The organism is Acetoanaerobium noterae, from assembly GCF_900168025.1.
GTDB lineage: Bacteria > Bacillota > Clostridia > Peptostreptococcales > Filifactoraceae > Acetoanaerobium > Acetoanaerobium noterae.
Genome location: NZ_FUYN01000003.1, coordinates 397,362 through 409,951, shown reverse-complemented (window position 1 = coordinate 409,951; position 12,590 = coordinate 397,362). Strand labels below are relative to the sequence as shown.

Below are 12,590 nucleotides of genomic sequence, written 5' to 3'. Positions count from 1 at the left end.
TTATCTAGTACAGATTGATTATTCACTTATATGACTTAATCTGATATCATTAGTATGTAGAGAACTCAAATCTTGATATGGATATAGGAGTGTTGCTTGTGCTTAATATTGTAACATCAGATCAAAGACATTATGTAGACAGAGACTGGCTTAAAGGATATTTAACCTTCTCCTTTCAAGATTATTATGATGAGGAAAACAATGATTTTGGCAATCTTTTGGTTTTCAATGAAGAGGTATTAAGTCCAGCAAAAGGCTTCAATATGCATCCGACTCATTATATGGAAGTTATAACCTATGTTCTAGAGGGAGAGTTAGCCCACTTAGATAATGTATCAAACGAAACCACTCATGTTAACACGGGAGAGTTTCAAATACTTCATGCAGGTGATGGTATAGAGCATAGCGAGAAAAATGCATCTAAAGAATATCCATTAAAGTTTTTACAATTTTGGTTTTCTCCTAATAGTTATGAAAATAAAGCTGGATATGATAAGCTGAGCATTGATAAAGAAAAAGCGGCAAACTGCTTATATAAGATTTTTGGCAAGGATGATGGACTTTGCCATATAAGACAGGATGTGAACTTTTATCTTAGCATACTAGACAGCGGAAAAACACTGGAATATACTCCTACTGAAGGAAGAAAAACTTTTATTTTTCTATTGGATGGGAAACTAGATATAAACAGACATATATTAAACAGCAGGGATTCAGCTAGAACTAAAGATTCTGAAAGTCTTTTAATCAAAGCTTTGGGAAAAAGTGAATTCTTTCTTATTGATATTAACTAGGCAGCCAGTGGCTGCTTAGTTTTTTTCATTCCAGATTATTTAAATTTATATGTGGTATAAAATTAGTGCAATATTTTTTGTTATAATGTAACATATTCTTTAGAAGATTAAAAAAGAAAGGACTAAACTAGTTTACCTGTTTAGAAATAACAAATTATGACATCGACTAAAACAAAATTCGACAAAACATTTTTTAAAACCATGCTTGCCATAGCTATACCGATATCCATTCAAAATCTTATCAGTTCTTCTCTTAACATGATAGATATATTGATGATAGGCAGAGTCAGTGAGAATGCTCTTGCCGCTGTAGGAATGGCAAATCAGCTGTTCTTTTTCTTTATGCTAATTTCCTTTGGTATTTGCTCAGGTGCTGGTATTTTTATTTCTCAATATTGGGGTAAAAAAGATATAGCTAAAATAAAATCCACACTTGGATTCGCCATCATAGCTGTGGCTATTATTGGACTAATATTTTCATTTGTAGCTATAGTGCTTCCTAAATATATCATGATGGTATTCGATGCCAAGGGTGAGGTTATGGAGCTTGGGGTATCATATCTAAGAATAATAGGCATTAGTTATGTAGTTACGGCAATAAGCTTTGCATATGGATTTTCTTGCAGAAGTGTCCAAAAAGCAAATATGCCTATGATAGTAAGCTCAATATCTTTATTAATTAACACTGGACTTAACTATTTGCTTATATTTGGTAAATTTGGATTTCCTGAGATGGGAGTTAGCGGAGCTGCACTAGCCACAGCAATTGCAAGATTTACAGAGCTATTTCTAATGATACTAATAATATATAGAGATAAAGCTCATCCTCTTGCCGCTAATATTAAAGAGCTGATGGCATTTGACAAGGATTTTCTAAAAAAATACTATGTTACAGCAACTCCAGTTATTATAAATGAAATGATGTGGTCGCTTGGAACTATAATGTATTCTGTAGCTTATTCTAGGGTAGGAACTACAGCTATTGCAGCAGTTCAGGTGGCAAATACGGTTTCGAACATATTTATGGTAGGCTCAATGGGAGTAGGAAATGCTTGCGCAGTTATGCTTGGAAGTGAGCTAGGGGCAGGAAGAGATGAAATAGCAATTAGGTATGCTAAGAGATTTTGTGTGATTACTTTTTCCATAGGAGCAGGAGTGGGATTACTTTTATATACTAGTATTCCTTTAGTAAATACATGGTTTGGAGTTACACCTAATTTAGAACAAAGCGTTAGAAATATTTTGCTAGTAAAATGTTTTTTCTCTCCATTTGTTACTTTTAATACAGCTTTGATTATAGGTATTTTACGAAGTGGTGGAGATACAAAATATGCCTTGTTTTTAGAAATGGGTGGAGTATGGCTTATAGGCGTGCCGATGGCTTTTTTAGGGGCTCTTTGGTTTAAGCTTCCGATTCATTTTATAGTGCTTATGGTTAGTTTTGAAGAGTTTTTTAAAACTATAGTAGGACTTCCTAGAGTTCTTTCAAACAAATGGGCTAAAAATCTAGTAGAAGATACAGCCTTGGCTTAAATAATAAATAAAAACTTTATTGTATCAAAGAAAGGGTGAGAGATATTATGAAGGTATTATTTACTTATGATTATGGAAAAGAGAAAATGGATAGTATCAGAGCTTTAGGTTATGAAGTTGAGATTATTGATGAAGGCAGATTTACTCCTGAGCAGGTGCCTTATGATTCTGAGGTTATGTGTTGCTACAATCCTTTTGATAGACTAGACATAACGAAATTTCCAAATCTTAAGCTGATTCAGCTATCTAGCATAGGCTTTGATTTTATACCGAAAGAGGATATCCTAAATAAATCTATCACCTTGTCAAACAACAGAGGTGGATATTCCATACCTATGGGTGAATGGATAGTTATGAACCTTCTTATGCTTTCAAGAAAAGCTGTAAAGTTTTGGGATAATAAAAAAGAAAAGAAATGGAAGCTAGATTCTAAACTCACAGAGCTATATGGAAAGACGGTTACATTTCTAGGTACAGGAACTATATCTAGTGAAGCGGCAAAAAGGCTTCAAGGATTTGAAATGAATGTAGTAGGAGTAAATACAAAAGGAACTGATACACTTTATTTTGATAAGGTTTATGCTCTAGAGGAAGTAAAAACAGCTATTGAGCAAGCGGATTATCTTGTAATGGTACTTCCTTTTACTGAAAGGACTAATCATTTTCTAGATAAAGAGAAGCTTTCATGGATGAAGAATACTGCTATGCTAATCAATGTTTCAAGAGGAAATGTCATAGATGAAGTAGCTCTTACTGAGGCACTAAAATCTAAAACTATAGCTGGAGCGGCTTTAGACGTTTTTGAAGAGGAGCCTCTAAGCTCTGAAAGTGAACTTTGGGAGATGGATAACGTATTTATTTCACCTCATAATTCATGGATATCAGAGCAAAGAGATAATAGAAGATTTAATTTGATTTATGAAAATTTAAAAGCATTTATTCAAAATAAACCTTTAAAGAATGTAGTAGATATAAAGAGGGGTTACTAAATTAATTATTAAAAATAATTGGGGTGATTAGTTGTCGGAGATAAGAATTGATCCTATAACAGGAAGACATGTAATTTTTGCTGTAGAAAGAGATTTAAGGCCAACTGACTTATGGAATTTAGCTAAAGAGGTTAATCCTATGTCAGAACTTGACTATGTGCAAAAATGTCCTTTTTGCAAGGGCAATGAATCAGCTACACCAGAGGAAATATTAAAGGTTCCAGATAGTGAAGATTGGAAGGTAAGGGTATTTCCAAACAAATTTCCAGCCATAAAAAGCATGGATGATGAAAATATGCAAAGCTCAAAGCCACACTCAATATATGAAAAATACAGTGGTATAGGCACTCATGAGGTTATAGTTGAGTCGCCTTTTCATAATACGAATTACTTTACCATGAACCTAGAGGACTTTACAATATTTATTGAGGCGATGGTTTTAAGATATAAGGCTATAATTAGCAATAAGGATATAGAATATGTGAGCTTTTTCAAAAATCATCAAAAATTAGCTGGAGCTTCATTGTTTCATCCTCATAGCCAGCTTATAGGACTAAATTCTGTTCCAGATTTTGTAAAGTATGAGGTAGAAGGCTCCAAAACTTTTTTTGATAAAACTCACTCCTGTCCTTATTGCCATATACTAGAGCTTGAGCTAAGCAAAAAGGAAAGGCTCATATATGAAAATGAGCACTTTGCAGTTATTTGCCCATTTGCCCCTAAGTATAAGTACGAGACCTGGATACTTCCCAAAAAACACCTTCCTTATTTTGAAACGGAAGACAATATAGATGAATTGGCAAAAGCTCTTTACTTTTGCTTTAAAGCCATGTATATAGAGCTTGGAGATTTTCCTTTCAATATGTTTTTGCATGCACTTCCAAAAACTATGAAATCTGGAGAAATATACTATCACTATCATTTCGAAATAAACCCTAGACTTTCTGGAAATGCAGGCTTTGAACTTGGTACAGGAATTTATATTAACAGTATATATCCAGAGGAAGCTGCAAAGAAGCTAAAGGAAGCTTTGGAAAAGGAAGAAAAATAAAATAGCAGAGGTGATATTCATGGCCGAATCTATAAATGAAAAAGACATTTATAATAAAATTAATGAGCTAAGAGAGCACATTGAGCATCACAGCATACTTTATTATGTTCAGGATAGTCCGGAAATCTCTGATGCAGATTTTGATATGCTTATGAAGGAATTAATTGCTTTAGAAGAAAAATATCCAGAATATATTACTGAAGATTCACCCACTCAAAGAATAGGTGGAGAGGCTCTATCGAAATTTGACCAGGTACGCCACAGCGTTCAGATGATGTCGCTTTCAAATGCGTTTTCAAAGCAGGATTTACTAGATTTTGATTCAAGAGTAAGGCAAATGATACCAAAGCCTGAGTATGTTTTGGAATTTAAAATAGATGGACTGTCAGTTGCACTTACATATGAAAAAGGAAAGTTCAAAGTAGGAGCAACAAGAGGGGATGGAGTAGTCGGAGAGGATGTAACAAAAAATCTAAAGACAATTAAATCAATACCTATGAAGCTAAAGGAAGAAGTATCTTTAGTAGTAAGAGGAGAAGTCTATATTCCTAAGGAAAAATTTAAAGAGCTCAATTTACAACAAGAAGAAAATGGGCTGGCCTTATTTGCAAATCCTAGAAATGCAGCCGCAGGTTCGCTTAGGCAGCTTGATTCAAACATCACAGCTAAAAGGCCACTTGATATATTTATATTTAATTTACAAGAAATAATAGATAAGGATATATATACTCATAGTGAAGCTTTAGAATATTTAAAAGCTCTTGGACTAAAAGTAAGTCCTATGAGAAATGTCTATTCCTCGATGGAAGCTGTCTGGGACGAAATATCAGTTTGGCATGACAAAAGGCATGAGCTTGATTTTGAGATAGACGGGATAGTTATAAAAGTAAATGATCTAGCTCAAAGAGCAATGCTTGGAGAGACAGCTAAAGCTCCTAGGTGGGCTATCGCTTATAAATTTCCAGCGGAAAGACAGCTCACTCAGATAGAAGATATAATCGTTCAAGTTGGAAGAACAGGTACTATTACGCCAACTGCAATTTTGACTCCTGTGAGGATTGCTGGGTCTACAGTTAGCAGAGCTACTCTTCATAACGAGGACTTCATAAAAGCGAAGGATATAAAGATAAAGGACTGGGCCTACATTCAAAAGGCTGGAGATATTATCCCAGAGGTATATGAAGTTGATAAAAGTAAAAGGACAGGTTTAGAATGCGAGTTTAAAATGCCTGAGACCTGCCCTGAGTGCCATACTCCTACAGTTAGAGTTGAAGGAGAGGCCGCTTTAAAATGCCCTAATATTACTTGTCCAGCTCAGATAAAAAGAGGAATAATTCATTTTGTATCAAAATCAGCTATGGACATAGATAAGCTAGGAGAGGCTATAGTAATTCAGCTATATGAAGCTGGACTAATAAGGGATATGGCTGATATCTATTATCTTAATCCAGATGAAGTTTTGGCTTTGCCAAGAATGGGCTTGAAATCTGTTTCGAATCTAATGAAGTCTATAGAGGAATCCAAAACAGCAGGGCTTGATAGACTGCTGATAGGGCTAGGGATAAGATATATTGGAACTAAGGCGGCAAAAACTCTCGCAGCTGTATATTCTGATATAGAGCAGATTAAACTGGCTTCAGTAGAAGAACTACTTCAAATTGATGAAATAGGAGAAAAGATGGCTCAAAGCATTTTTCAGTTTTTTAAAGTTGAGGAAAACTTAAATTTAATTGAAAGACTAAAACTAGCTGGAGTTTCCATGAGCGTTGATAAAAAAAATAGTCAGCAAAAGCCTATATTTGAAGGTATGAAATTTGTGCTGACAGGAACCTTAGAAACGCTAAAAAGAGATGAAGCGGCAGTATTAATAGAAGAAAGACTGGGAAAGACATCCTCATCGGTTAGCAAAAATACAACTGCAGTTATAGCAGGCGAAGAAGCAGGCTCAAAGCTAGATAAAGCTATAGCTTTAGGTGTTGCAGTAATAAATGAAGAGGTATTTAAAAAGCTTCTAGAGCTTGAAACTAAGGAAGAGGTCCTTGCCAAACTTTTAGAATCACAAGAAAGGTAGGTGAGTTAGGATTATTTATCCACCTAAGCTAAGTACTGCCGAGCGTGAAAGTCTAGGAATGGTTTTTACTGATGATAAAATTTCAAATTTTATGGTAAGAAGAAGCCTAAAGCTTTTAAGTGATTCCTTTGAATCTAAAAATAAATCTATCGAAGCTGCAAAGATACTGGATCCTTGTATAGGAGGTGCAAGCTTTGATATAGCAATATTCCAAGCTTTGGAGCAAGAGTATATAAAAAGCTATAAGCTAAGTGAGTTCCTAAAAACTAACTTTATTGGGATAGATATAGAAGCATCGGCTATTGAGCTTGCTAAAGACAACTTAAAAAAGGCTGGGATAAGCTATGCGGATAGCCTAAATCTTAAGTGCAAAGATTATTTGACTGATTTTAATGAACAAGGCTTTGACCTTATAATAGGCAACCCTCCTTATATAGGAGAAAAGGGAAATAGAGCTGTGTTTTCTAAAATAAGAGCTACTGAGTTTGGGCAAAAATATTATGAAAAAGGCATGGACTATTTTTACTTTTTCATTGAGAAATCTTTAGAGCTATTAAATGAAGATGGAATTTTAGCTATGATAACCCCAGCCTATTGGACTAGGGCAGATTCAGCTTCAAAATTAAGAGAAGCTATTAGAGCTAGAGCTAGCTTTATAGATATAATTGATTTTGGAGAGCTTAGAGCATTTAAAGATGCGGCAGGTCACCACAGCTTGATTTTTTTTCTTCAGAAGAAAAAAACAGCAGAGTTTTCTTACTACCTTATAAATGAAACCAAAAATGACTTAGGCAAAATCTTAAAAAATATTTTAGATGACATAAATATGAGCCCTGAACCTGAAATTTCTATATCAAAAGAGAAGCAATCAGATTTTATTAAAAGCTGTGTTTCTAGTGAATTTTGTATGACCTATTCCCCGTACTTTAATTTCATATCTAAAAAGACACAGGGTATTTTTGAAAAAATAAAGAAGCATACAAAATCGACTTTAGGAGAGCTTGCAGCTATTAATCAAGGCATAGTAAGCGGAGCGGACAGGGTAACAAATAAAAACCTAAGTGTTTTGAAAGAACAAATTGATAACGAAGCTGATATGAATATAAAGATAGGTGATGGGATATTTGTTTTAAATGAAAAAGAAGCTAGCGAGTATATAAATGTATGCTCTTGCTTAGTAAGCTTCTACAAAAATTCAGACATCACCGCTTACTCAATAAAAAAGCCGAAGTACTTTTTGTTTTATTCTACTAACAAAATGAGTGATGCTGATAAGGAAAAGGCTATAAGGCATCTTTCTAAATTTGAATTTATACTAAATAAAAGAAGAGAATCTATGCTAGGAAAGCTTCCATACTATCATTTGCAGTGGCCAAGACGTAAGGAGATATTTACAGGGGAAAAGATAGTATCACCCCAAAGAGCCCTTTATCCGAGCTTTGCATATTCCAATGAGGAGCTTTACGCTAGTGCGGATGTGTATTATATTACAGACATTAAAGAAAATCCATTTTTTATTTTAGGCTATTTAAACAGCTCCTTCACTGACTTTTATTTAAGACATGTGGGCAAAAAGAAGGGAAAATATCTAGAGCTATACCAAAGACCTCTAAGTGAAATGCCTGTTATAGATATAAGCGAGGATAAAAAGCTAGAAATAGCGTATAGAGCGCAAAAAATCACTAATTCCAAGATATGCAACGCTTTGGAGATAAGTCAATTGAAATTAGAAATAGATAATATAATATGGAATGAGCTTTACAATCTTTAAGAAAGCTTAAAAGAATCTAAATATTGAGCCATAAATGTTAACAAAACTTAACATTTGTGGCTTTTTTTAACAAAACAATATGTACGCCATTTAAAGACATATAATTTTATTTTTATATTTTATAATTTTTAATTAACAAACAACAATTGTTGATAAATTGTGAAAATATTAAAAATTAAGCTTTTGTTTGAGTTTATATTTTAATATACGATAAACGATAATGAATGTCACCTTAGAACGTTCATTTTTCAAGTACAGTTTTAAAATGTTAAATAAAGTTAAAATTTGATTTGCTGTAATATTATTGAAATAAATAAATCTTATGCATATAATAATTTTTAACAATGATTCTTGAGGAAAAGTTTCATTCAATTTTACAAATGTTTAGAAAAGGAGTGATAAAATGGGAAGATATGTTCTGAAAAGAATTGGATCAATGGTAATAACATTATTTGTAATTACTACGTTCACATTTATAATGATGCACCTTGTTCCAGGAGGACCATTTACATCTGAAAAGAAACTTCCACCAGAAATAGAAAGAGCTTTGGCGGAAAAGTATAATCTAAATGATCCTATTAGTACACAGTATTTCGATTATTTAAAAGGTGTTGCTCAAGGAGACCTTGGCCCATCATTTAAGTACAAAGGTAGAGATGTTAGTGGAATGATAGGAGATTATTTCCCGGTTTCAGCTCAGCTTGGTGGAATTGCAATCGCAGTAATTTTACTTATAGGGGTACCGATAGGAGTTATATCGGCACTAAAACAGGGAACCTGGCTAGACAGCTTTGTAATGCTCTTTGCGATATTAGGGGTAACGATACCGAGCTTTGTGCTAGCAGCACTTATGATTTATGTATTTGGGGTGAAGCTTAAGGTCTTGCCAACTTCACGCTGGGCGTCACCGAAACATATGGTAATGCCTGTATTTGCACTTGCAGCATACTCAGTAGCGTTTATAGCAAGATTAACACGTTCATCTATGCTTGAGGTTATTCAGCAGGACTATATTAGAACTGCTAGAGCGAAAGGTCTTAGCGAAGGCGTTGTAGTTTTCAAGCATGCACTTAAAAATGCACTTATACCAATAGTTACATATATAGGACCTATGGCGGCAGGGATATTAACTGGATCGTTTGTTATAGAAAAGATTTTCGCTATCCCTGGAATGGGAAGAATGTTCGTTGAGAGTATCAGTAACCGTGACTACACAGTAATCATGGGTGTTACAATATTCTATGCAGCAATTCTAGTAGTAATGGTATTTATAGTAGACTTAGTCTATGGAGTTATCGATCCTAGAATAAAAATAGACGAAGATTAGGAGGCGGATTATGGAAAATACACAATTAAAAAATGCTCAAGATTTATGGCAACCGCTTTCTAAAGCAGAAAGAGATGCTGATAAGATAGTAAGACCATCTATGACTTACTGGCAAGACGTATGGAGAAGATTAAAAGGAAATAAGGTTGCAATGGGTTCATTGATTTTTCTAGTATTCTTAATTTTGGTTGCAATATTTGTGCCTATGTTCTGGCCATACAGCTATTCTGACCAGAATCTTATGAATGCTAATCAAAGCCCTACTGCAGAGCATATATTTGGTACAGATAAGCACGGTAGAGATTTGTTTATTCGTGTAATCTACGGAGCGAGAATTTCACTTACAGTTGGTATAGCAGCTTCTATTATCAATCTAGTAGTTGGAGTTGTATACGGCGGTATTTCAGGTTATGTAGGTGGAAGAACTGACAACCTAATGATGAGAATAGTTGATATTCTTTATACTATTCCACTAACATTATACGTTATCCTGCTTATGGTTTGGCTAGGAGCAGGTATGAAAAGTATTCTTATAGCAATAGGTACTACATACTGGATTAGTATGGCGAGAATAGTTAGAGGGCAGATTCTTTCTCTAAAAGAGCAGGAATATGTTATGGCAGCTAGAACACTTGGCGCTAGCGACTCAAGAATACTATTTAAGCATCTAGTTCCAAATGCAATGGGACCAATTATAGTTACAATGACAATGTCAATTCCAAGTGCAATATTTACTGAAGCCTTCCTATCATTTATAGGACTTGGGGTATCTGCTCCTAAAGCTTCATGGGGGGTACTTGCTAACGATGCTCTAGGTAGCTTTATGCTATATCCGCATCACCTATTCTTCCCAGCACTTGCACTATCGTTAACAATGCTTGCTTTTAACTTTTTAGGCGATGGACTTAGAGATGCTCTAGATCCAAAAATGCGTAAGTAAAGGAGGAGAATGTATATGTCATCAGAAAATTTGTTAGATGTTAAAAATTTAAAAACATCCTTCTTTACCCATGTTGGAGAGGTTAAAGCTATAAGAGGGGTGGACTTTCACCTTAAAAAGGGAGAGGCTATAGGTATAGTTGGAGAGTCAGGTTCAGGTAAATCTGTTACTTCTCTTTCTGTAATGAAATTACTGCTTAATCCAGGTAAGATAATAGATGGACAGATACTTTTCAATGGAGAAGATTTAGCTACAAAAACTGATAAAGAGATGCAAAGCATAAGAGGAAATGAAATTTCAATGATATTCCAAGACCCGATGACTTCTCTTAATCCAGTTTACACTATCGGAGACCAAATAATGGAGGCTATAATAAAGCACCAAAAGGTTTCTAAAGAAGAAGCTAGAAAAAAAGCTGTAGAAATGCTTAGACTAGTTGGAATTCCAAGTCCTGAAAAACGTATAAAGCAATATCCTCACGAGTTTTCAGGTGGTATGAGACAAAGAGCTATGATAGCTATGGCACTTTCTTGTGAGCCTCAGCTTCTAATAGCTGATGAGCCTACAACAGCGCTAGACGTTACTATTCAAGCCCAAATACTTGAGCTTATGAAAGACCTTAAGGATAGATTAAATACATCTATCATCCTTATAACTCACGACCTTGGAGTAGTTGTAGATGTATGCAGTAGAATAATAGTAATGTACGGTGGTCTTATTATGGAAGAGGGAAGCAGCGAAGAAATCTTCTATAACCCTAAGCATCCATACACATTGGGATTACTTAAATCAATTCCTAAGATAACAGAGAAATCTGATAAGCAAAGATTAATTCCAATCGATGGAACGCCTCCAGATTTACTTAAACCACCAAAAGGCTGTCCATTTGCACCAAGATGTGATTTTGCTATGAGAATATGTATGGAGCAAAGCCCAGAGTATACTCAGATGAGCCCTACGCACAGATCTATGTGTCATCTACTTCATCCAGATGCACCTAGTGTGCCTGAAATCAACGGAAATATGAATAAGGAGGGACAAGCTTAATGATAAATAAAGATGCAGAAGTATTGATTGAAGTCAAAAACCTTAAAAAATATTTCCCTGTACACAAAGGCTTCTTTAAGAGAACTACTCAAAATGTACAAGCAGTGGATGATGTATCATTTGCTATAAGAAGTGGAGAAACATTAGGACTTGTTGGAGAGTCTGGCTGTGGAAAATCTACAACTGGAAGAACAATAATCAGACTGTATGAGCCTACTTCAGGTGAAATTATTTATAAAGGAACTGAAATAGGAAGATTATCACAAAAAGAATTAAAGCCATATAGAAAAAAAATACAAATGATATTCCAAGATCCATACGCTTCATTAAACGCTAGAATGACAGTTGGAGATATCATAGGAGAGCCACTAGATATTCATGAGCTAGCTTCAGGTAAAGAAAGATTAGAAAAAATTCACCAGCTGCTTCACGATGTTGGACTTAACCCTGACCATGCCACTCGTTATCCTCATGAGTTTTCAGGAGGACAAAGACAAAGAATTGGTATAGCTAGAGCCCTTGCTGTTGAGCCAGATTTCATAATCTGCGACGAGCCTATCTCAGCTCTTGACGTATCTATTCAAGCACAGGTTGTAAATATGCTTGAAGACTTACAAAGAGAAAGAAATATAACCTACTTATTCATTGCCCATGACCTTTCTATGGTTAAGCATATTTCTGACAGAATAGGGGTTATGTATCTTGGTAAAATGGTTGAGCTTGGACCTGCAGATGATTTATACAACTCACCTCAGCATCCATATACTCAGGCACTACTTTCAGCAGTACCAGTACCTGATCCAAATATTTCTAAAAACAGTAAGAGAATCATCCTTACTGGCGATGTACCTAGCCCTATGAATCCTCCTTCAGGATGCAGATTCAGAACTAGATGCCAATACGCTATGGATATATGTAAAGAGCAAGAACCAGAGTTTGTAGAAATTGCGCCAGGCAGAATGTGTGCTTGTCATCTTCATAAAAAATAAACTTTATAAAAAAAATTCCTCATATTTCTAAAAAAAGTTTGAAAATTCTAGAAAATCAGATATTATAGAATAAAAGGT

General features: G+C 34.8%; 10 protein-coding genes. All 10 read left to right on the top strand.

All coding sequences use genetic code 11. The annotated features are described in order from the left end of the window. Positions 1-98: 98 nt before the first annotated feature. The 10 genes from B5X47_RS08085 to B5X47_RS08040 all read left to right on the top strand — a co-directional run bounded on the left by B5X47_RS08085 (position 99) and on the right by B5X47_RS08040 (position 12,512). Positions 99-794: a pirin family protein gene (locus tag B5X47_RS08085; RefSeq protein WP_159446437.1), complete on the top strand. Its 696-nt coding sequence runs from the start codon at positions 99-101 to the stop codon at positions 792-794. Positions 795-950: 156 nt separating this feature from the next. After that, positions 951-2,327, top strand: coding sequence for an MATE family efflux transporter (locus B5X47_RS08080; protein ID WP_079589643.1), 1,377 nt, complete (start codon positions 951-953; stop codon positions 2,325-2,327). A 47-nt stretch (positions 2,328-2,374) separates the two neighbouring features. Next, a complete protein-coding gene (locus tag B5X47_RS08075; RefSeq protein WP_079589642.1) occupies positions 2,375-3,316 on the top strand; it encodes a phosphoglycerate dehydrogenase in 942 nt (313 codons plus the stop codon). Between the two features lie 31 nt (positions 3,317-3,347). Further along, positions 3,348-4,367 (top strand): galactose-1-phosphate uridylyltransferase, encoded by a 1,020-nt coding sequence (locus B5X47_RS08070; protein WP_079589641.1) that lies wholly within the window; start codon positions 3,348-3,350, stop codon positions 4,365-4,367. A 19-nt stretch (positions 4,368-4,386) separates the two neighbouring features. Continuing rightward, a complete protein-coding gene (gene ligA / locus B5X47_RS08065; RefSeq protein WP_079589640.1) occupies positions 4,387-6,438 on the top strand; it encodes an NAD-dependent DNA ligase LigA in 2,052 nt (683 codons plus the stop codon). Between the two features lie 10 nt (positions 6,439-6,448). Further along, complete coding sequence (locus B5X47_RS08060; protein ID WP_330395756.1) at positions 6,449-8,209, top strand: Eco57I restriction-modification methylase domain-containing protein; 1,761 nt, start codon at positions 6,449-6,451, stop codon at positions 8,207-8,209. A gap of 403 nt (positions 8,210-8,612) precedes the next feature. Next, entirely contained in the window at positions 8,613-9,536 is a 924-nt protein-coding gene (locus B5X47_RS08055) for an ABC transporter permease (RefSeq protein WP_079589638.1), read from the top strand. A 10-nt stretch (positions 9,537-9,546) separates the two neighbouring features. After that, positions 9,547-10,476, top strand: a complete 930-nt coding sequence (locus B5X47_RS08050) for an ABC transporter permease (RefSeq protein ID WP_079589637.1) — start codon at positions 9,547-9,549, stop codon at positions 10,474-10,476. Positions 10,477-10,485: 9 nt separating this feature from the next. Then, positions 10,486-11,523, top strand: coding sequence for an ABC transporter ATP-binding protein (locus B5X47_RS08045; protein ID WP_013360802.1), 1,038 nt, complete (start codon positions 10,486-10,488; stop codon positions 11,521-11,523). Further along, positions 11,523-12,512, top strand: coding sequence for an ABC transporter ATP-binding protein (locus B5X47_RS08040; RefSeq protein WP_079589636.1), 990 nt, complete (start codon positions 11,523-11,525; stop codon positions 12,510-12,512). Before B5X47_RS08045 ends, B5X47_RS08040 begins: the two co-directional genes overlap by 1 nt. Positions 12,513-12,590 lie beyond the last annotated feature (78 nt).